This window comes from Corallococcus sp. AS-1-12 (genome assembly GCF_020036995.1).
GTDB lineage: Bacteria > Myxococcota > Myxococcia > Myxococcales > Myxococcaceae > Corallococcus.
The window spans coordinates 207,490-228,297 of the sequence record NZ_JAIQDD010000002.1 but is presented as its reverse complement, the minus strand read 5'-3'; the positions used below and the strand labels follow the sequence as shown (position 1 = coordinate 228,297).

The 20,808-nt window shown below is 70.4% G+C and carries 19 protein-coding genes; 4 read left to right on the top strand and 15 right to left on the bottom strand.

The genetic code is table 11. From position 1 onward, the window contains the following. Positions 1-100 precede the first annotated feature (100 nt). Entirely contained in the window at positions 101-796 is a 696-nt protein-coding gene (locus tag K8556_RS03375; protein WP_223738552.1) for a DUF4476 domain-containing protein, read from the top strand. A 10-nt stretch (positions 797-806) separates the two neighbouring features. Here K8556_RS03375 and K8556_RS03370 read toward each other — a convergent pair whose 3' ends face one another. Next, complete coding sequence (locus K8556_RS03370) at positions 807-1,310, bottom strand: hypothetical protein (protein WP_223738551.1); 504 nt, start codon at positions 1,308-1,310, stop codon at positions 807-809. Positions 1,311-1,476: 166 nt separating this feature from the next. On the opposite strand from K8556_RS03370, the gene K8556_RS03365 reads away from it, so the two are divergent. Beyond that, entirely contained in the window at positions 1,477-2,922 is a 1,446-nt protein-coding gene (locus tag K8556_RS03365) for a chondroitinase-B domain-containing protein (RefSeq protein WP_223738550.1), read from the top strand. Positions 2,923-2,979: 57 nt separating this feature from the next. Here K8556_RS03365 and K8556_RS03360 read toward each other — a convergent pair whose 3' ends face one another. The 3 genes from K8556_RS03360 to K8556_RS03350 all read right to left on the bottom strand — a co-directional run bounded on the left by K8556_RS03360 (position 2,980) and on the right by K8556_RS03350 (position 5,498). Next, the gene (locus K8556_RS03360; RefSeq protein ID WP_223738549.1) at positions 2,980-3,375 is read right to left on the bottom strand and encodes a hypothetical protein; all 396 of its coding nucleotides are present in this window, start codon (positions 3,373-3,375) and stop codon (positions 2,980-2,982) included. Between the two features lie 50 nt (positions 3,376-3,425). Beyond that, a complete protein-coding gene (locus K8556_RS03355; protein ID WP_223738548.1) occupies positions 3,426-4,547 on the bottom strand; it encodes a cytochrome-c peroxidase in 1,122 nt (373 codons plus the stop codon). 180 nt (positions 4,548-4,727) lie between these two features. Beyond that, positions 4,728-5,498 (bottom strand): hypothetical protein, encoded by a 771-nt coding sequence (locus tag K8556_RS03350; RefSeq protein WP_223738547.1) that lies wholly within the window; start codon positions 5,496-5,498, stop codon positions 4,728-4,730. Positions 5,499-5,612: 114 nt separating this feature from the next. On the opposite strand from K8556_RS03350, the gene K8556_RS03345 reads away from it, so the two are divergent. After that, positions 5,613-6,731: an acyltransferase family protein gene (locus tag K8556_RS03345; protein WP_223738546.1), complete on the top strand. Its 1,119-nt coding sequence runs from the start codon at positions 5,613-5,615 to the stop codon at positions 6,729-6,731. A 6-nt stretch (positions 6,732-6,737) separates the two neighbouring features. Here K8556_RS03345 and K8556_RS03340 read toward each other — a convergent pair whose 3' ends face one another. Beyond that, positions 6,738-7,922, bottom strand: a complete 1,185-nt coding sequence (locus tag K8556_RS03340; protein ID WP_223738545.1) for a tRNA-uridine aminocarboxypropyltransferase — start codon at positions 7,920-7,922, stop codon at positions 6,738-6,740. A 106-nt stretch (positions 7,923-8,028) separates the two neighbouring features. On the opposite strand from K8556_RS03340, the gene K8556_RS03335 reads away from it, so the two are divergent. Continuing rightward, complete coding sequence (locus K8556_RS03335; RefSeq protein WP_223738544.1) at positions 8,029-8,769, top strand: 16S rRNA (uracil(1498)-N(3))-methyltransferase; 741 nt, start codon at positions 8,029-8,031, stop codon at positions 8,767-8,769. Here K8556_RS03335 and K8556_RS03330 read toward each other — a convergent pair. From K8556_RS03330 to K8556_RS03285, 10 genes are all read right to left on the bottom strand, one after another. Further along, on the bottom strand, positions 8,750-10,129 hold the full coding sequence (locus tag K8556_RS03330) for a DUF2914 domain-containing protein (protein WP_223738543.1): 1,380 nt from the start codon (positions 10,127-10,129) through the stop codon (positions 8,750-8,752). The two genes, K8556_RS03335 and K8556_RS03330, sit on opposite strands and share 20 nt — an antisense overlap. 92 nt (positions 10,130-10,221) lie before the next feature. Next, entirely contained in the window at positions 10,222-10,539 is a 318-nt protein-coding gene (grxD, locus tag K8556_RS03325) for a Grx4 family monothiol glutaredoxin (RefSeq protein WP_223738542.1), read from the bottom strand. A gap of 17 nt (positions 10,540-10,556) precedes the next feature. Further along, a complete protein-coding gene (locus K8556_RS03320; protein WP_120619125.1) occupies positions 10,557-10,814 on the bottom strand; it encodes a BolA family protein in 258 nt (85 codons plus the stop codon). After that, on the bottom strand, positions 10,814-11,359 hold the full coding sequence (locus tag K8556_RS03315; RefSeq protein WP_043322781.1) for a YqgE/AlgH family protein: 546 nt from the start codon (positions 11,357-11,359) through the stop codon (positions 10,814-10,816). The genes K8556_RS03320 and K8556_RS03315 overlap by 1 nt, the downstream gene beginning before the upstream one ends. Positions 11,360-11,419: 60 nt before the next feature. After that, positions 11,420-11,869: a response regulator gene (locus K8556_RS03310; protein ID WP_014394875.1), complete on the bottom strand. Its 450-nt coding sequence runs from the start codon at positions 11,867-11,869 to the stop codon at positions 11,420-11,422. Positions 11,870-11,934: 65 nt separating this feature from the next. After that, positions 11,935-12,747: an ABC transporter permease subunit gene (locus tag K8556_RS03305; RefSeq protein WP_223738541.1), complete on the bottom strand. Its 813-nt coding sequence runs from the start codon at positions 12,745-12,747 to the stop codon at positions 11,935-11,937. Continuing rightward, positions 12,744-13,628, bottom strand: a complete 885-nt coding sequence (locus tag K8556_RS03300; RefSeq protein ID WP_120549145.1) for an ABC transporter permease subunit — start codon at positions 13,626-13,628, stop codon at positions 12,744-12,746. Before K8556_RS03300 ends, K8556_RS03305 begins: the two co-directional genes overlap by 4 nt. A gap of 345 nt (positions 13,629-13,973) precedes the next feature. Continuing rightward, a complete protein-coding gene (locus K8556_RS03295; protein WP_370639882.1) occupies positions 13,974-15,683 on the bottom strand; it encodes a peptide ABC transporter substrate-binding protein in 1,710 nt (569 codons plus the stop codon). Positions 15,684-15,803: 120 nt separating this feature from the next. After that, positions 15,804-18,257: an endopeptidase La gene (gene lon / locus K8556_RS03290; protein WP_223738540.1), complete on the bottom strand. Its 2,454-nt coding sequence runs from the start codon at positions 18,255-18,257 to the stop codon at positions 15,804-15,806. A 194-nt stretch (positions 18,258-18,451) separates the two neighbouring features. After that, the gene (locus K8556_RS03285) at positions 18,452-20,638 is read right to left on the bottom strand and encodes a prolyl oligopeptidase family protein (protein ID WP_223738539.1); all 2,187 of its coding nucleotides are present in this window, start codon (positions 20,636-20,638) and stop codon (positions 18,452-18,454) included. Between the last annotated feature and the right edge of the window lie 170 nt (positions 20,639-20,808).

Genomic DNA, 20,808 nt, shown 5'->3' with positions numbered 1-20,808 from the left:
CAGGCAGGGCCTTCGTGGGGAAGACGCCAGGGGGCTTGAATGAGCGGGCCTCTGTCCCGTCAGATGGGACGAAGCACGAACACCCCCAAGGATGCACACCATGAAGGCCCTGACCCTCGCCGTCGTCCTGCTGTCCTCCGCCGCTGCCCTGGCCCAGACGGCGCCCACCAAAGCGGCGGACTCAGTCAACATCGCTGGCGGCGCCGAGTTCCGCCGCCCCCCGCCCCCGGGACACTCCACGCCGCATCCGATGCCGCAGCCGGTGCCCCAGCGCAACCAGATCGTCGTCGACCGTGAGCAGATGGAGCGCCGCATCGACCGGCTGGAGAAGGCGCTGCGCGACGCGATGTCCCGCACCCGGGACGCCAAGGGCCGCGACAGCATCCGCAACGCCATGGAGGAAGTGGACAAGCTGAGCGAGTACGTGGACGACGCCGCGCCCCTGCCCCCGGTGGTCATCAACCAGCCGGCGCCGATGCCGCCGCCGCCGCCGGTGGTGCGGCCCATCTCCGACCAGCAGTTCCGCAGCATCACCCAGGCGATGGTGCGCGAGTCCTTCCCGCGCGAGAAGCTGCGCATCCTGTCGCAGGTGGCCCCGAACGAGAACTTCCTCGTGTCGCACATCCTGTCGGTGCTGGGGCAGTTCTCCTTCTCCAACGACAAGCTGGAGGTGGTGCGCCTGATGCGGCCCACGCTGCTGGATCCGCAGAACGGCTACCAGTTGTACCAGGCGTTCCCCTTCTCCAACGACAAGGCGCAGCTCCAGGCCATCCTCGAAAGCGGCGGGCGCTACTAGCCTCCCCGCGTCACTGCCGGAGCGCGGACCAGATGGTCCGCGCATCCGGCGAGTCCACGGTGGCGTGGACGCTGGCCAGCACCCGCCCCTGCGCGTCCAGCGCCAGGACATAGGGTGTCTCGCTGGAGGAGAGCCCCAGCGCCTTGGCCATGCCGCCGTTCTTGTCCAGCCAGGTGTCCTCCCAGAACTCCCGGGGCACCTGACCCTTCGCCTTGCCCCGCGCGGCGCCCTCGCTGACGAAGAACGGCAGCTTGAGGGCGATGAGCGACTGGCGGTGCACCGTGTCCGGCACGTGCTGGTCCGCCGCGTCGAACCACCCGCGCATCTGGCTCCCCGCGTCCTTGTCGGTGATGACGACCATCAGCGTGGGCCGCCCCTTCAGCTCATCGCTCGCGTGCTTCCCGTTCGTCAGGTCGTGCGCGGAGAACGCCGGCAGCGACTGCCCCGGGGACGGCAGCGCGAACGCGCCCGGGGCCATGAGCAGCACCCCGGCCAGCGCAGAAACCCCCAGCACGGAACGGCTCCACCTTGAGTCCTTGGGTTGACGGGCCATGGGACGACAGGTGTTCACGCGAAGGCGGGTTCCCTAGCGGCCGGAATGCCTGCGCACGCCCGGCTGCCTGCCCGGCGGGGGGATCCGCTAACGTCCGTGCCCCCTTCTCCTCCCCCAGGAGCCCCCCATGAGAACCCTCTCCCTCACCCTGCTGCTGCTGCCCCTGACGGGCGGCGCGGCCGTGAAGAGCATCACCACCGTGGCCGAACTCCAGACCGCGCTCTCGTCCGCGAAGGCCGGGGATGAGCTGGTCCTGGAGGACGGCACGTACACCGTCAACGCGAACCTCAACTGCGCGGCGGAGGGCACCCAGGCCGCGCCCATCATCGTGCGCGCGAAGAACCGCCACGCGGCCGTCGTGCGCTTCAACGCGCAGGAGGGCTTCAAGGTGTCCGGCCGCTACTGGACCTTCGACGGGCTCACGGTGGAGGGCATCTGCTCCACCGACCAGGCCTGTGAGCACGCCTTCCACGTCACCGGCCACGCGGAGAACTTCGTCCTGCGCAACAGCCGCGTGCGCGACTTCAACGCGCAGCTCAAGGTGAACGCGACGAAGAACGGCAGCGGCGTGTGGGAGATGCCGCACCGGGGCCTCATCGAGAACAACGAAATCTACGACACGCACGCGCGCGCCACGTCCACGCCCGTGACCAAGCTGAACATCGACACCGGCGACGACTGGGTGGTCCGCGACAACGAGCTGCACGATTTCTCCAAGCAGGGCGGCATCTCCTACGGCGCCTTCATGAAGAGCGGCGGCAAGCGCGGCCTGTTCGAGCGCAACCGCGTCCTGTGCGTGAAGGACCAGCCCGCGGGGGACACGCGCATCGGCCTGTCGTTCGGCGGAGGCGGGACGGGGAACGAGTTCTGCGCGCCGGCCTTCGACCCCCAGGTGCCGTGCTCGCCGGAGCACACGGACGGAGTCATCCGCAACAACATCGTGGCGAACTGCTCGGACGTCGCGGTGTACCTGAACAAGGCCGCGAACACGCGCGTGGTGTTCAACACGTTCGTCGGAACGACGGGCGTGGACTACCGCTACGCCGCGTCCACCGGCGAGGCCGTGGGCAACGTGCTGACGGGCGTCATCCGCAACCGCGACGGCGCCACCGGCACCCAAAGCAACAACCGGTCGGGCGTGGCCACCAGCACCTTCGCGTCCTGGTACGTGGCCCCGCTCAAGGGGGACCTGACCCTCAAGGGCGACGTGTCGTCGCTCATCGGCGCGGCCCCGCGCAACACGCTGGCGCCGGAGGACTTCTGCGCGCGCGCCCGGCCCGCCTCGGCCACGCTGGGGGCCTTGGAGCACTCGCTGGGTGACTGCCCCGCGAACACGGGTGGGACTCCGGACGCGGGCACCGGCGTGGACGCGGGCACCGGCGTGGACGCGGGCACCGGCGTGGACGCGGGCACCGGCACCACGGACGCGGGCGTTGTCCCGGACGCGGGCCCGGAGCAGGACCCGTCCGGGGACGACGAGGATGACGGCGGTTGCAGCGCGAGCCCGGGCCTGCTGCCCGCGCTCCTCGCGTTGCTCACGCCCCTGGCCCTGCGCCGGCGCGCCCGTCGCTGACGGGAGGCCTCGCGAGGCGGCTGGAGGCCCCAGCCGCTTCGCCGCCCCACGCGGGCCTCAGAACGCGGTGGAGGCGAACAGGCCCGGGCGGATGGCCAGGATGCCGCCCGCCACCAGCGCCAGCGACACCAGCGTGCCCACCAGGGGCAGCACGTAGCCGGGCGGCGTGCGGCGGCGGTTCGCGGACAGGGGGCCCTGGATGGCGCCCACCGCGAGGATCATCATCACGATGTGCCCGATGAGCGCCGGGTAGTACCCGCGCGTCACCAGCACCGCGATGCCCACCAGCACCTGCAACTGCAGGAAGCCGGAGTAGGACGCACCGATGATGCGCCCCACCTTGTCGAACGGGCGCTTCGTGGCGACCGCGAACGCGAAGAACGCGAGCGCGAGGACACCGGACAACAGCACCAGGTAGCGAAGACCCGAGTGGAGATGGAAGAAGAAGGTCATGGGCGCGAGGGTTTAGCACCCGCCGGGCGGGACGCGACGTTTCCTGCGAGCTACGACGGGTCCGGCTTGGGCGTGCGCTTCGTGCTGGGGGGCAGGGGCGGCGCGGAGATGCGCTCGGCGGGGGGCAGCTCGCCGGTGAGGCTCTTGAGGAAGGCCACCAGGTCGTCCACCTCGCCGTCCTTCAGCGTCCGGCCCAGTTGGTAGCGGCCCATCAGGCGCACCATGGTGGGCAGGTCGTTCACGCTGCCGTCGTGCAGGTAGGGCCCGGTCATCTCCACGTTGCGCAGGGTGGGCACGCGGAAGTAGCCCCGGTCGTCCTCGTTCTTCGTCGCGTCGAAGCGGCCCGCGTCGGTGAGGGCCGGGTACGCCTCCACCAGCCCCAGCTTCTGGAACGACGCGCCGCCCACCGCCGGACCGTTGTGGCACGTGGTGCAGCCGGTGGTGACGAAGGCCTCCAGGCCGCGCTGCTCCTGCGCGCTCAGGGCCGCGTGCTCCCCCGCGAGGAAGCGGTCGAAGCGGGAAGGCGTGGTGAGCGTGCGCTCGAAGGCGGCCAGCGCCCGGGCGGCGTTCGCCAGCGTGACGGGCTTGCCCGTCTTGGGGAAGGCGGCGCGGAAGCGCGTGGTGTACTCGGGGATGGAGGACAGCGTGGCCTCGACGCGCCTGGCGTCCGGCATGGCCATCTCCACCGGGTTCATCATCGGCCCTTCCGCCTGGGCCTCCAGCGTGGCGGCGCGGCCGTCCCAGAACTGCGCGATGTGGTGGGCCGCGTTGTAGACGGTGGGCGAGTTGCGGCTGCCCTTCTGCTTCTTGTGGCCCTCCGACAGCGCCTTGTTGTCCACGCCGAAGGTGTCCAGGCCGTGGCAGGTGTTGCAGGACACGTCGTGGTTCTTCGACAGGCGGGGCTCGTGGAAGAGCATGCGCCCCAAGGCCACCTGCTCCGCGGTGTCCTCGGGCAGCGGCGCCGCGTTGCGAGGCGCCTGGAAGAAGTGCGCCGCCAGCTTCGCCACGGCCTCCGCATCCGGCGCCGGAGGCTTCGGGGCCTGCTCCGCCACCGGAGCGGGCGCGGGCGGCTTCGCCTCCGGAGCCTTGTCAGGGGAGCGCTCGCAACCGGCGAGCGCGCCGAGGCCCAACGCGGACAGCGTGAACCCGAACAGCAGTCGATTTCGCGTCATGTGGAGCGCCTCCCGGATGCGTCGCGGAGCGCACCGTACCAGCGCTCCGGGCGGCTGGCTTCGCGACGGAACGTCGCACCCACGGCGCGGCCTTTCCCATTCCATCAGTCCGTCAGGGCCCGCCTGGACGGCGGCCCGGCGGACGCGGCCCACGGCTCCTGCGGAACCCTCCCCGCGCCGCTACCTCTTCTTGAGGTTTTCGGCGATACGCAGCGGCGCATCCGCCTGGAAGCGGAGCGCCACGGAGGACGGCGGATGCAGGATGGAGACACGGGCGGCAAGGGGCGGGAGGTGGACGTGCTCGTCTGCCGCAAGTGCCTGGGGAAGAGCGCCCGGAGCGGCGGGCAGGACCTGCCGCGCTGGCTCCAGGGCGAGCTGGCCGAGCGGGGCCTCGCCGGTCAGGTCCGCGTCACGCCCACCGGCTGCATGAACCAGTGCCCGCGCCGCCAGGTCACCGTGCTCGTCTCCGACACCGATGATCCCGAAGGCCGCCTGCTGCTGGTGGAGCCCCGGCTCCAGCGCGACCTGCTCCTGAAGTTCGTGGAGCGCCGCGCGCGCCCGGACGCTCCCGCCGCCAGCGACGGCGACGCTCCGGGGAGGCAGGAGCACCTCGGTGATGAACCGGTCCACGAGGAACGAGGCCAGTAGCCCCGTCGCGGTGCCGGCGGCGTCCCACGCCAGGTCCTTCACGGAGAAGACGCTGCCGCGAGCCCGGTCGTAGACCTCCTTGCCCAACCCCACGCCCAATCCCAGCCCCACGCCGCTGAGCGCCCGCGCGCCGGGCGAATCGAAGAGGACGGCGCCCGCGCCGTAGCCCACGCCCGTGGCCGCCGCGCACGCCGCGAAGTGTCTGGGCTTGTCGCGGCCAAACCAGTCATCGCCAGACGCGGCGCGGCCCGAGGCTGGAGCGGCGAGGAGCGCGAGGGCGGCGAGCGCGGCACGGGCGGACATGCATCCGTCCTGTAGCATCCACCGCCGAGGGCGTGACCTGGGCTGGGAGTGAAAATCCGGGTCGTTTCCACGCCTGCCGACCCCCACGGTGGGTGCGTTTTGGAGACGAGGCCCATGGCTGGGCTTATGCTCGGGTCCGCTTTGAAAGGATTCGGTCCCTCGCTCAGCTTCCGGCAGACCCGGCACCCCGCGTTGGATGGCGCGCGCGGGCTGGCCGTGCTCGCCATGGTGATGGGTCACACGCTGGACGCGCTGCTGGCGCCCGCGTTCCGGGACCATCCGTGGGTCCAGGAGTACTGGAAGCTCCGGGGCATCACCGCGCCGCTGTTCCTGCTGGTGAGCGGCTGGGCGGTGGTGATGGCGCTGGGCACGAAGCCGGGCGCGGCGAAGGACTCCTTCGGCCGCCGGTTCCGCCGGGCCCTGCTGCTGCTCTTCCTGGGATACCTGCTGCACTGGCCGGGCTGGGGCGCGGTGCGCGAGCTGGGCTTCTCCGACGCCATGTTGCGCAAGGTGTTCCAGTTCGATGCGCTCCAATGCATCGGCGCGGCGCTGCTGCTGGGCGCGATGGCGCTGGTGGTGACGCCGCACCGGGGCGCGCGGGCGCTGCTGCTGGGCGGGCTGGCGGTGGGCATCCCCCTGGCGAGCGCCGGGATGTGGGCCGCGGGCGCGCACCTGCCGGTGCCGCTGCAGCAGTTCATTGGCAACGGGGAGGGCAGCCGCTTCCCGTTCTTCCCCTGGGCGGGGTTCTTCTTCGCGGGCGCGTTCGCCGCGCACCTGCTGCACCTGTTCAAGCCGGGCCTGGCGCAGGGCTTCGCGTTGCTCGCGCTGGGAGGAGCGCTGCTGGCGCTCACCCGCTGGGTGCCCGTGGAGTGGACGCCCACCAGTCCCACGATGGTGATGTACCGCGTGGCGCAGGGCCTGCTGGTGCTGGGCGTCGTGAACCTGCTGCCGCGGCGGGTGAGCGGTCTGCTGGCGCCGCTGGGACGGCTGTCACTGTGGATCTACGTGCTGCACCTGCCGGTGGTGTACGGCTGGGCGGACATCGCGGGCCTCGCGCAGCGCATCGGTCCCCGGCTGGGCATGGCGGCGGCGATGGGCGTGTCCGTGGCGCTGCTGGTGGGCTGCTACCTCATCGCCCGGCTGGGCCGCTGGGTCCGCGAGCAGGCCCGTCCCTGGCGCGCCGGCTCCACCACGCTGGAAGCCAGCGTCGGCACCGCCCGTCTGGGCCAGTAGCCGCCTTCAGCCCTCGGAGCCCGTCCGAGGCAGCTTCGCGGGCGGCTCGGTCGCGTTGCCACGCGCCACCAGCTCGCGCGTCACGGACTCCAGCGCGCTGATGCGGCGGCCCGCGCGGCCCCGGGCCCACGTGGCCACCTCCGGCGCCTTGAGCAGCCCCACCGCCTGCTCCACGCCGCCCGCCTTGCCCTTGAGCGCCCGCGCCGTGGCCAGCCGCACGTTGCGCGCGGCCCTGCGCTGAAGGCCCCCGTTCCACAGCAGGTCCAGGGCGAACGTGGTCCACACCGTCAGCTCGTCGTCCGGGCGCAGGAACGCCTCGAAGCGGGCCAGCGCCCGGGCGCGCGGCTCACCGGCGCGCAGCTCCTCCTCCGGCAGCTCCACGTGCAGCGACGTGCTGTGCGCGAGCGGCTGCTCCGGCGCGATGACCGCCTCGAAGCGCTCGCCCGTGGCGTAGCGGACCGCGACCAGGTGCACCAGCTCCGGCGGGATGCCCGACTCCAGCGGGTGCGCGTTCGCCTCCGCGTAGAAGAGGACCAGCCGGTCCGCGGCGTCCGCCAGCGAGCGCAGCTCCAGCGGCGGGCGCCACTCGCTCTTGTAGATGCGGCGGCGGTTGGGCCCCGTGCGCGTCTCCTGCCGCTCCAACTGCGTGTCCACCATGAACTCGAACGCGCCCAGCATGCGGTCGAAGTACTCGGGCTTGCCCTCCAACTGACCCAATATCTCCGCCACCGCCTCGATGGTGGAGACGCAGTGGTCCGCCGGCTCCGCGCGGATGCGGTAGTTGCTCGGGCGGCGCGGCACGAAGCCGATGCGCGGCAGCGCCGCCAGCACCGGGTTGCGCATCACCACCTTCTTCGCCTGCGGCCAGGTGCCGTCCACGACGATGAGCGTCTCCGGCGGGTTCGCCCGCGCCTCCTCCACGGTGATGGCGTCCTCGCCCGGGAAGAGCACCGCGACGCGCTCGGGGTGCTTCGCCAGCTCCTCCAACCGCGCGTGACCGGTGAAGTCCACGCCCCGGTGCAGCTCCGAGTTGGTCAGCGACAGGTGCGCCATGCGCGCCGTGCCAATGGCCACGCGCCGCTCCCGTGGATGCTGGAGGAACACCACGCGCGTGCGCGTCTGGAGCTGGGGGACATGCGCGCAGTAGCACGCGCTTTCAGGACGCAGACACTTGATGCAGAAGGTACGCACGCCGTGGCCCTTTATCACGGTCCCGCCCCTGGCGGCCTGTGGCGGCCCCTGACGGAAGGCCCGCCCCCTCCCCTGCCCGCCCGGGAACGGCTACATGGAGGGGACCGTGAACCTGCTCCTGCTCTTGGACGAGGACTTCCAGCCGGACGGCACCGCCCGGCTCACCGGCCGCCGCGCCCAGCACGCCCGCGAGGTCCTCAAGGCCGAACCCGGCGAATCCCTGCGCGTGGGCCGCCTGAACGGCCTCACCGGCACGGGCGAGGTGCTGGAGAACGCCCCCGGCCTGCTCCACCTGCGCGTCGAGCTGACGGACCCGCCGCCGCCCCGGGCCGGCGTGGACCTGCTGTTGGCCATCCCCCGCCCCAAGGCGCTCAAGAAGGTCCTGCCCGCCGTGGCGTCCCTGGGCGTGGACCGCGTCGTGCTGGTGAACGCGGCCCGCGTGGAGAAGAGCTACTTCGACTCCAAGGTGCTCAACGAGGCCTTCGTCCGCGAGCTGCTCCTCCAGGGCCTGGAGCAGGCCCGCGACACCCGCATGCCGGAGGTGCTTGTCCGCGAGCGCTTCCGCCCCTTCGTCGAGGACGAGCTGGACGCCATCTTCGGCCCGGAGCCGCTGCGCCTGCTCCCCCACCCGCCCGCCAGCCTCTCCCTCCAGGCCCGGGACATCACGAGCGCCACGCGGGTGGTGCTCGCCATCGGACCGGATGGAGGCTGGGTCCCCTTCGAGGCGCAGCTCCTGGAAGCCCACGGCTTCCTGCCCTTCTCGCTGGGCCCCCGCATCCTGCGCGTGGAGACGGCGGTGCCGGTGCTGCTGGGTCAGGTGACGCTGCTCAAGGCGCCGGCGCCGTAGCCTCGGGGGCCGGGGCCGTCACCGGCGCGGGAGGCTGGAGCTTCTGCCAGTCCTCCAGCGAGATGGGCTTGATGACCTTGAGCACGGACACGTCCACCTTCTCCGGGCGCGGCTCGGTGCGCGTGTCCTCGGTGACGGTGAAGTTGAGGCGGTTGATTTCGTGCCCGTCCTCCGTCTCCAGCACGACGCGCCAGTCCCCCGGCTTGGGCGTGGTGCCCGGCCGCGCGTAGTAGCGGTAGCCGCCCTCCGTGCCGTTGCTGGTCACGTTGGCCATGAACCCCTTGCCCAGCGACGTCCAGCCCTTCTCCGGGTGGTCGAAGAACCAGCGCACGCGCACGCGGTACGGCTCGAAGCCCTTGGGCGCGAAGATGCGGAAGAAGTACATGGGCTCCTCGCCCGGCCGCACCAGGAAGTCCTGGTCGCCGTGGTGGAACGCCGTCCAGACCTTCCACCAGGGCTGCGCCTCCGACGTCAGGTGATACACGCCCGGGGAGACGCGCTTCACCTGGTGGTAGATGCCGCTGTACTGCACCGCCAGGGGCACCGGCGGAATCACGCCCACGAAGTAGCACCCGAGCAGCAGCGCCTGCGCGCCGAAGCCGGGAATCGCCACCGTGCGCAGCAGCGCCTTCTCATCCGGGCGCCAGCGCTTGAGCACGCGAAGCAGCCCGTACACGCTCCCGCACCCCAGCGCGACGGACAGCGTGAAGATCCACCACCCCACCCGTCCAAAGAGCACCGGCAGGAGCGACGCGAAGTACAGCGTCACGCACAGGCTGAAGACGGCCACGCGGATGACGGGGCCCAACTGCCGGAAGCGCGGCAGCTCGTTCGCCACCAGCAACCCGAACATGCCCGCCATGAACAGCAGCGGCGTGAAGCCCGACGAGCTCTTGAAGAGGAACAGCGTGAACGCGCTCAGCAGGCTGCCCATGAAGAAGTGCAGCGCGTCCTCGCGGAAGCGCCACACCTTGGACAGGAGCTTCGGCGGCTCCACGCCTTCGGGGTAGCGCTGCTCCAGCACCAGCAGGCCCGCCAGGACGGCCAGGTAGACGAAGTTCTGCACCTCCGTGAGCGCGTCGTCGATGGGGCTCAGCGTGAGGACATCGTAGAGGAAGCCCGCGAAGAAGAAGAGGGCCATCTCCTGCTTCTCGTACTTCGCGCGGAAGGCCTGCACGCGGTCCACCAGCGTGGGCGTCTTCTCCGTGCTGACCAGGTCGTCCGGATCCACGACCGCGCCGCCGGGCGTGGCGACCGCGACGTTCGCGCCGGGAGGAAGGGGGCCCCCCTCGACCGGCACGCCGGGCACTTCGGTGGACGCGTCCTGCGGCTTCGACTCAGGCGGTGTGACGGTGAGCACGGCGGCTTTCAACCCCTCTTGGCGACCGCCGCCCAGTCTACGCGGGGGAAGGGGCCCGGGTCTTCCCCCCGGCCCCGCTCCCGCTCCAACGCCTACTTGCCGCCGGCGGCGACCAGATCCTGCAACTCGCCGCGCTCGGCCAGCTCCATCAGGATGTCCGACCCGCCCACGAACTTCCCGTGGATGTAGACCTGCGGAATCGTGGGCCAGTTGGAGTAGTCCTTGATGCCCTGGCGCACGGCGGGGTCCGCCAGCACGTCCACCGTGTGCACCGGGCCCAGCGGCTGGAGCAACTGGAGCGCGCGCGCGGAGAAGCCGCACTGGGGGAACAGGGCGTTGCCCTTCATGAAGAGGACGATGGGGTGCGACTTCACCGTCTCGTCGAACTGGGCCTTGAGGTTTGCGTCCATGAATCGTTGCTCCTTCTTCAGCGGGGCCCGAGCTTCTTCCACTGCTCGGGCGAATAGGTCTTGAGCGCGAGCGCGTGCAGCTCGCCCGACTTGAGCCACTGCTGCAGCGGCGCGTACACCAGTTGGTGTTGCTCCACCATCGTCTTGCCGGTGAAGGCGGGCGAGATGACGCGCGCCTCGAAGTGGTCCCCCGTCCCCGTGGTGTCGTTCAACTCCACCTCCGAGCCCGGCAGGGCGTCCAGGAGGTAACGGCGAAGCGTCTCGGCGTCGAGCATCAGTTCATCCCCTTTCCCATCACCAGCATGGCCGGGTCCACGCCCAGGCCGCGCAGGGTGGCATCCCACAACTTCGCCGGGTCCTGCCCCAGCACCGCGTCCGCGGTGGCGTCGGCGTACAGCCACGAGCCCGCGGCGATTTCATTCTCCAACTGCTTGGGGCCCCAGCCCGCGTACCCCAGGCAGAAGCGCACGCGCGGACTCGTCCGCTGCAGGAGGGGGCCCAGCGCGTCCAGGGTGACGCTGAGGTAGAGGCCCGGAAGGACGGAGTGCTTCTCCGCGACGGACTCATCGTCGTGCAGGACGAAGCCCCGTTGGGGTTCCACCGGGCCGCCCACGAACACCGGCTGCGACACGCGGTCCGTCGAGATGTCCATCGACTGACCGCGCGCCAGCTCACCGAGCGTCAGGGGCGCTCCCCGGTTCACGACGAGCCCCATGGAGCCCGTCTCCCCGTGTTCGATCATCAGGATGACCGAGCGGTAGAAGTTCGGGTCTCCAAGCTGGGGCATGGCCAGCAGGAAGCCGGAGGCGAGGTTCTTCACGCCAGGGAGCATCGGCCGTCCGGCGGGGGTGTGCAACCGGAACCCGCTCCCCTGCTGACCTCAGTGCCAGCTCTGGTGCTTGGACTTCAGCGCCTTGGCCAGCTTCTCCGGATCCAACGGCTTGCCGATGAAGAGGTCCGCGCCCAGGCCCTTGCACTTGCGAGCCGTGGCCGCGTCGCTCATGGCGCTCACCCCGATGAGCACGGCCTGCGGGAACTTCTCGCGCAGCTTGGACATGAGGGTGGTGCCGCTGCGGCCGGGCAGGAACACGTCCACGATGGCGGCGTCCATGCGCTTGTTGCGCACGGCGAACTCGGCCTCCTCCGCGCTGCCCACGGGCATGGCGTCGTAGCCCCAGGTGCTCACCAGCTCCACCAGGAGTTCGCGGTGCGCGGCGTCGTCCTCCACCACCAGCACCGAACCCCGGACGGTCTCCTTGCGCAGGCCGTCGTCACGCGGACGCTCATCACGGGCAGGCGAGAGGGGGATTTCTTCCGTCGGGAGGGACATGATGTTCACCTGAGGGCAAGGGGTTTCCGTCCGTGTGAAACCGCCGCCTCAATGTGCGGCATTCCTCACACTTCGCGACGGGTACCTCCCCCCAGCGCCTGTGAAGCGAGCGAGGCGCCAAGCACCAGCAGGACGAGCAGCCCCCACGCGGGAATCACCACGCGGCCGCCGCCCTCGTAGATGAGCGCGGCGTAGGACGTGCCCAGGTAGCGGCCCAGGGACATGGGCTCCATGCGGGCGATGCCGAAGAAGCTCACCGTGGACTCGGTGAGGATGGCGCTCGGCAGGCGGCTCAGGAACACGGCCAGCACGAAGGGGCGCAAGAGCGGCCACAGGTGCACGCGGAGGATGTGCGCGCCGCCGCCGCCCAGGGCCCGCGCGGCGGCCACGTACTCCTGGCCCTCCAGCGTGGCCAGGCGGTCGCGGAACATGCGCGCGGGGCCGGCCCAGCCCACCAGGGCCAGGGACGTCACCATCAAGCCGAAGGGCCCCAGGCCCCCGCCCATGCCCGCGTCCATGAGGGACTGGCCCGCGAGCTGGAGCACCATCACCACGAGGACATCCGGGAGGGCGAACACGGCGTCCACCGCCCGCAGGAGCACCTGCTCCGTCACGCCGCCGGACAGCCGCGCGAGCGCCGCGACCGCCAGCCCCAGCACGGTGGACAGCGCGCCGGCCGCGAGCCCGATGGCCAGCGACACCCACAGGCCGCCGAAGGCCAGCTCGCACACGCTGCGGTCCGGGCGGTTCAGGTCCCAGCCGAGCGGACAGGTGTTCGCGAGGGCTTCGGGGAACAGGCGGCCGGCCACGAGGCTCAGCGCCCCCAGGCCCACGAGCAGGACCAGCCCCACCCAGGCACGCACGGGGACGCGGTTCAAGCGCGGGCCTCCCGGGCGCGGGGATCCACGAGCATGCGCAAGAGCTCCACGGTGAGGCTCACGACGACGAGCACGGTGGCGAAGGTGGTGGTGGACACGACGACGACGGCGACCTGCTTGTTGAGCACGGCGAGCACGTAGAGCTGGCCGAAGTACGGCAGGCCGAAGACGCGCTCCGCGGCGAACGAGCCCGCGAGCAGGGCCGTGGCGACGGGAGTCACGGCGTCCAGGAGCGCGGGCCACACGTTGGGGAGGACATGGCGGCGCAGCACGGTGCCGGGGTCCAGGCCCTTGCTGAGCGCGGTGCGCACGTAGTCGCGGGACAGCTCGGTCTCCAGCGCATCACCCACGAGCGTGCCCAGGAAGGTCCCCGGCCAGATGGCGATGACGACCGCGGCGCAGAGCTCCGGCAGCAGGTGACCGCGCTCCACCACGGCGGGCGCCAGCAGCAGCGCGGGGATGAACACGGGCGTCCCGAACGCGATGGCGGGGAGCACGTCCCCGAGCACGGCGAAGCGCCCCCGCCGCCAACGGGTGCGCAGCAGCGCGAAGCCCACCGCCCAGGCAAGCGCGAGGGGAAGCGCGACCAGTCCCACGCCCACGCTGCCGGAGAGCTTCTGGAGCAGCTCATCGCCGGTGATGCCCTGGGCGCTGGTGCCCAGGCGTTCCCCCGCGAAGAGCTTCTCCCACGGCCGCAGGAACCCGAGCGGTTCACCGATGCCCAGGTCGCGCTGGTACGAAGCCGCCAGCTCCGGGGACACCTGCCGCTTGTTGTCGCTCTCCGTGGTGAGCGGCAGCGCGGCCATGAGGAAGTACGAGGCCACCGCCACCACTGGCACGAGCACGAGCTGGCGCACGAGGCGCGTCGCGATGAGGCGCATGCGCTAGGCCCTCGGAATGGGAACGCCGCAGGGACACCCCGGCAACGGCGCGCCGGTGAAACCGGTCCGACTGTCGGACAGGTTTGGACCCTGTCGGCCGGGGGGAGGGCACCGTGGGTATCCGGCGGCAGCGCATCCCCGCCGTTCGCGTGGCCCCACGCCACGCATGGGCGACGGCCCCAGAGAGGCCCGGCCTATCGTGCCCATGCGCCAAGGGCCTGAAGCCATCGCCCGAGAGCGCACGCACCGAGGCCTCGTGGGGCACACCCCCTCGGCTCCCAGGTGGCACGCACGCAACGGGCGCTCGAAGCTCGGCCTTCCACATCGCATCACGGGGTCCATGCGCTAGGGCCCCTGCCCTTCCGCGCGGGCCGAGGGCGTCTCATCCGGCCCCAGCCGCAGCGCGCGCAGCGCGAGGAAGTTGAAGGGGTCCACGTCCAGGCCGTGCAGCCGCGCCCGCGCCCGGAAGTAGCGGTCCGGGTGGTACAGCGGCGCGATGACCGCCTCCTCCCCCACCAGCACCTCCTGGGCCTTCGCGTACAGCTCCCGCGCGTGAGCCGGATCCGGGTCGCCGTCCGCATCCTCCAGCAACTGCTCGAAGCGGCGCATCGGCTCACCGCCGCCCTGCGACTCCCAGCCCGTCTGGTGGTTGCCCTGCCGTTCGAACAGCGTGAAGAACGTGTTGGGGTGCGCGTAGTCCGCGCCCAGCCGCCGCAGGTACAGGTCATACGCACGCGGTCCCTGCGGCGTCCTGCGCGCCACCTCCGCGGAGAAGTCCGACCGCGAATCCACCACCACCCGCACGCCCACCTTCGCGAGCTGCGCCGCGATGCGCTCCGCCAGCGCCTCCTCCGGCACGAACGAATCCCCCGCCTTCACCACCAGCCGCAGCGGCCGGTCCAACCCCTTCGCCCCCGCCAGCTCCGCCTTCGCCCGCTCCGGCTCATAGCGAGGCAGCCGGGCCGCCTGCTCCGGCGTCGCCGCATCCGGCAGCTCCGGCGGCAGCAACACGTTCGTCGCCCGAGCGGCCGGAAGCAGCCCCGCGAGCAGCGCCTCCCGGTCCAACGCCCGCGCCAGCGCCCGGCGCACCTCCGGCCGGTCCAGCGGCGGGCGCTCCGTGTTGAAGCCCAGGAAGTACGTGGACAACAGCGGCTCCCGCTTCAGGTCCGCCGCCTTCATCCCGCGCAGCGCCGCCGCGCTGTCCACGAAGACGAAGTCCACCCGGCCCCGCTCGTACAGCGCCGGGCCGATCTCCGACTTCATCAGCGTCAACACCGGCGCAGGCGTCTCCCCGGGGCCCATCGGCGGAACGAACGCGCTGCGCGGGTTGAAGACCAGCCGCACGCGCTCCCCCGCGCGGTCCCAGCGCTCCACGCGATACGGCCCCACCGCCAGCGGCCGCCCGTCGCGAGGCCGGTCGAAGTAGTCGCGCACCGCCTCGTCCGACCTGCCCTCCAGGTCCGCCGAAGGCGCGGGAAAGAACAGGTACACGTTCGCGAGCCGCGCCAGGAAGTAGCTCCGGGGCCGGGCCAGCGTCACCCGCAGCGTCCGCGCGTCCACCGCCTCCACACCCACGCGAGCAAGCGCGGCCTTCACCTCCGCCTCCGGCGCCCCGCGCTCCTGCAGCGCGAGCACCTCCTCCGCCCCCTGGAGGTCCGCCATCTCGCCGCGCTCACGTCCAAGCAGCGCCCGGTGCCACCCGAAGACGAAGTCACGGGCCGTGACGGGAGAACCGTCCGACCACGTCACGTCCTCGCGCAGGTGGAACGTGTAGACCTCATGCCCGGCCGCGTCCGCCTCTCGCTCCCACCGCGCCGCCAGGCCCGGCTGGACCGAGTGGTCCGCCCCCAACGTGGTGAGCCCCTTCTGCGTGGCCAGCATCACCGGGTAGTTCACCCAGCTCTGCGGATCCGAGTGGCTCCAGTCGAGCGTGGTGGGCATCGCCGGCACCACCACCTTCACGCCCGGCTCGGGCTGGAAGCCGCACGGCCCGCAGGCCGCGGCCATCACCAGCACCAGGGAGTAGGACAGGATTCGCGCGCGGGGAGCCACCACCCGCGTTGTACCCCGACCGGCCCGTAAAAAAGAGAGAAGCCAGGAGACCGGCGACCCCTGGTCGGCCGGCATCCTGGCTTCGTCACTGCCCGGCCCCATCAAGGGGGCCGGCGCTCAACCTCAGGCCTGCGAAGGCGTGGACGCCGTCTCCGTCACGGACAGCCCCGTCTTCAGGTTGTCCCCCGCTCCCTTGCGGCCGAACTCCTCCGGCTTCTCCAGGAGCAGCGCCTCACGCAGCACGTCGTCCACGAACTCCACCGGGACGATGCGCAGCGCCTTGCGGATCTTCAGCGGGATGTCCTTCAGGTCCTTCTTGTTCGCCTTCGGAATCAGGACCGTCTTGATGCCCGCGCGGTGCGCCGCCAGCGTCTTCTCCTTCAGACCGCCGATGGGCAGCACGCGGCCACGCAGCGTGATTTCACCCGTCATCGCCACGTCCCTGCGGACCGGCACGCGCGTGAGCGCGCTCACCAGCGCCGTGGCCATGGTGACGCCCGCGGACGGACCGTCCTTGGGGATCGCGCCCTCCGGCAGGTGGACGTGGATGTCGTAGTTCTCGAACACCTTGCGGTCGATGCCGAAGCGCTCCGCGCGGCTGCGCACGTAGGACATGGCCGCCTGGGCGGACTCCTGCATCACCTCGCCCAGCTTGCCGGTGATGATGAGCTTGCCCTTGCCCGGCATGGACGTGGCTTCCGTGGTGAGGATCTCACCGCCCAGCTCCGTCCACGCGAGCCCCGTGACGATGCCCACCTGGTCCTCGCGCTCCGCCACGCCGTAGCGGAAGCGGGGCGTGCCCAGGAACTTCATCGCCTGCTTGCGGTCCACCTCGATGAGGTCCCGCTTGCCGTTCTTCAGCACGTCGCGGGCGATCTTCCGGAACACGCCGCCAATCTCACGCTCCAGCGAACGCACGCCCGACTCGCGCGTGTACCGGTGCACGATGGTCTTCAGCGCGTCGTTGGTGATCTCGATCTTCAGGTCCGAGAGGCCGTTGGCCTCCTGCTCCTTCGGGATCAGGTAGCGCCGCGCGATGGAGAGCTTCTCCGGCTCGGTGTACCCCGCGATGCGGATGACCTCCATGCGGTCCTGCAGCGGACCGGGGATGTTGTGCATCGTGTTCGCGGTGCAGATGAACATCACCTTGGACAGGTCGTAGTCGAGGTCCAGGTAGTGGTCGTTGAAGTTGTGGTTCTGCTCCGGGTCCAGCACCTCCAGCAGCGCCGCGCTCGGGTCGCCACGGAAGTCCGTGGACATCTTGTCGATCTCGTCCAGGAGGAACACGGGGTTGTTGCTGCCCGCCTTCTTCAGGGACTGGATGAGCTTGCCCGGCATCGCGCCGATGTACGTGCGGCGGTGGCCGCGGATTTCGGCCTCGTCACGCACGCCGCCCAGGGACAGGCGCACGAACTTGCGGCCCGTGGCCCGAGCAATGGAGCGCGCGAGCGACGTCTTGCCCACGCCCGGGGGGCCGACGAAGCACAGCACGGGCCCCTTGAGCTTCTTCACCAACTGCTGCACGGCCAGGTACTCGAGGATGCGCTCCTTCGGCTTCTTCAGGCCGTAGTGGTCCTCGTTGAGCACCCGCTCCGCTTCGGTGACGTCCAGCCGGTCCTGGGTCTCGTCGTACCAGGGCAGGCTGATGATCCAGTCGATGTAGTTGCGGACGACCGTGGCCTCGGCGCTCATCGGGCTCATCATCCGGAGCTTCTTCAGCTCCTTCTTGACCTTGAGCGTGGCCTCCTTGCTCATCCGCTTGTTCTTCAGCTTCTCTTCAATCTCCTGGATCTCGTTCTTGAACTCGTCGCGCTCACCCAGCTCCTTCTGAATGGCCTGCATCTGCTCATTCAGGTAGTACTCCTTCTGGGTCTTCTCCATCTGCTTCTTGACGCGCGTGCGGATCTTCTTCTCCACCTGGAGGATTTCGATCTCGCCCTGCATCAGCTCGTAGAGCTTCTCCAGGCGCTTGGCCGGAGACTCCGTCTCGAGCAGCGCCTGCTTGTCGTTCAGCTTCAGCGACAGGTGGGCGACGATGGTGTCCGCCAGGCGCGCCGGGTCGTCGATGCTGGCGACCTGCATCAGCATCTCCGGCGGGATGCGCTTGTTGAGCTTCACGAAGGCTTCGAAGACGGAGTGGACGGAGCGCACCAGCGCCTCCAGCTCCACGCTCTTCTCCAACTGCTCCTCGACTTCGTCCACCTCGACCATGAAGAAGGCGTCGTTCGGGTGGAACTTCTTCACCTTGGCGCGGCGCACGCCCTCCACCAGGACCTTCATCGTGCCGTCGGGCAGCGGGAGGAGCTGGATGAGGTGACCGATGGTGCCGAAGTGGAAGATGTCGTCGGGCGAGGGGTCGTTCGTCTTGGCCTTCTTCTGGGCGGCCAGCAGGATGACCGCCTTGTCATCCGGCCCCTTGTGGGCCATCGCGTCCTTCAGCGCCGCGATGGACTTCTCCCGGCCGACGAACAGCGGAACCACCATGTGCGGGAACACGATGATGTCCCGAAGGGGCAAGAGCGGGATGGTGAGTCCCCGCTTCTGGGCTTCCTTCTTGTCGTCACGTCCGAAGAACATGTATCCGCCACCCGCTGGCCCGCCGTACGGGCAGGCCCTTCAAGAGTTGCCCACATGCCGCCCAAGCGCGCATGCAGGGTGAAACACCGCTCTATAACACGCCGGTCGCAGGACCCGTTCCCCGCTCAAGATTGGGGGTCCGCACCCTGCCTTCAAGGGAACACCGGGAGGCAGGAGTGTGTCCTGCCCCCATTCTAGCGGCTCTCGGCCGCTACCCCGGCGTCCGGCCATGCGACGCCCAGCGCCTGGAAGAGGAAGGCATACATGTCCACGCTGGACTCGATGGCCTTGGCCACCTGGTCCGCCCCTCCATGGCCCGCGTTCGCCTCGATGCGTAGCAACGTGGGCGCCGGATTGCCCTTCGCGTTCTGCACCGCCGCCACGAACTTGCGCGCGTGCATGGGGTCCACCCGGTCATCGTGGTCCGAGCTCATCATCAGCAGGGGCGGGTAGCGCACGTCCTGACGCACGCGGTGGTAGGGCGAATAGGCGTACAGGGTCTTGAACTGCCCGGCGTCATCCGCGGACCCGTACTCCGGCACCCAGGTCCGCCCGCTGCCGAACAGGTGGAAGCGCACCATGTCCAGGAGCGGCACGCCGCACACCACCGCGCCGTACAGCTCCGGGCGCTGCGTCATGGCCGCGCCCACCAGCAGGCCGCCGTTGCTGCCGCCGTAGATGGCCAGCTTCTTCGCCTGCGTGTACCGCTCCTTCGCCAGGTACTCGGCCGCGCCGGCGAAGTCGTCGAACACGTTCTGCTTGTTCGCGCCCTTGCCCGCCTCGTGCCACGCGGTGCCGTACTCACCGCCGCCGCGCAGGTTGGCCACCGCGTAGATGCCGCCCGCGTCCAGCCACGGCAGGATGCTCGCGCGGAAGCCCGGCTGCATGCTCACCAGGAAGCCGCCGTAGCCGTACAGGAGCGTGGGGGCGGTGCCGTCCTTCTTCAGGCCCTTCTTGTAGACGAGGAACATGGGCACCTTCGTGCCGTCCTTCGACGTGAAGAAGACCTGCTCCGTGGTGTACGCGTCCGGGTCCATGGGCACTTCCACCTTCGCCCACAGGTCCACCTTCCCGCTCTTCACGGACGTCCGGTACACCTGCCGGGGCGTGGTGAAGGAGCTGTAGGAGAAGTAGGCGTCGTCCTGGTCCTCCAGGCCCAGCAGGTTGCTGGCGGCGCCCACGCCCGGCAGTTGCACGGTGCGCACCGGCTTGCCCTCCAGCGTGGCGATGCGCAGCTCCGTCGTCACGTCCTTGAGGTACTCCAGCGCCAGGTGGCCGCCCACCAGCGACACGCTCTCCAGCGTGGCCTTGGGGTCCTCCGGCACCAGCTCCTTCCAGTTCGCGCGCTCGGACTTCCTGGGGTCCACGGCGAAGACGCGCTGGCGCGGGGCGCCCTCGTCGGTGACGACGTAGAAGCGGTCCTTCCAGGCGATGACGCTGTACTTGGCGCCCTTGCCCTTCACGAGCAGCCGCCAGTCCTTGTCCGCCGGGTGCTTCCAGTAGACGTCGTTCTCGCTCCAGCCGCGCAGGATGGACGCGAAGAGGTACTTGCCGTCCCGCGACAGGTCGCCCTGGAGGAACGTCGTCGGGTCGCCGGTGCGCTCGTGCACCACGACGTCCTTCTTCGGATCCTCGCCCAGCTTGTGGAACTTGAGCGTGGTGTAGCCCGGGCGCGCGTCCACCGGGATGGAGGGGTCCGTGGGCAGCCACTCGTAGTAGAAGCCCTTGCCGTCCGGCGTCCAGTTGGTGTTGGCGTACTTGGCGCCCTCAATCACGTCCACCTTGGACCACTCGCCGGTGTCCACGTCGATGACGTGCAGGGTGGCCTCGTCCGCGGCGTTGGGGCGCACCGGGAAGGCCACGCGCTTGCCGTCCCACGACGGCACCCAGCGGCCCAGGGACACCGGGCCGTCCTTGCTCATGGCGTTGGGGTCCAGCAGCACCTTCTCCTGTCCGGACTCACCGTCCTTCCAGTAGACGATGGCCTTCTCCTTGTCCTTGTGGGTCCGCATGAAGAAGAAGCGGTTGCCCCGGCGGAAGGGCGCCGTCACGGAGTCCACGTAGAACAGCTCCGTGAAGCGCTTCGCCAGCGCGTCGCGGCCCGGCATCTTCGCCAGCGCGTCGCGCGTGAAGCCGTCCTGCGCCTTCATCCAGGCCTGGACCTCCGGGGCCTTCTCGTCCTCCAGCCAGCGGTAGGGATCCGCCACCTGCTCGCCGTGCAGCGTGTCCACCACCGCGTCGGAACGGGTCGCCGGGTAGGCCATGCGGGAGGGGCCCTCCTGGGCCGGAGCGGCCTGCGTCGCCTGGGACGCGGCGGGGGCTTCATCACGCGTGGCTTCCTTCGCGGAGGTGCACGCCACGAGCGACAACAGGGCAGGCATGAGGAGCTTTCTCATGGGGGACAGCAGATACAAGAAGCCCCCCGCCCCGGCCCGCAAAAAAGCGTGGCCCGCCCCCACGCCCGCAAGCCCCCCGGGAAAGACGAAGGGCGCGCCCCGGTCCAATGACCGTGACGCGCCCCGTCATCCCCGTCAGGCTCTTGCGAGCCCCT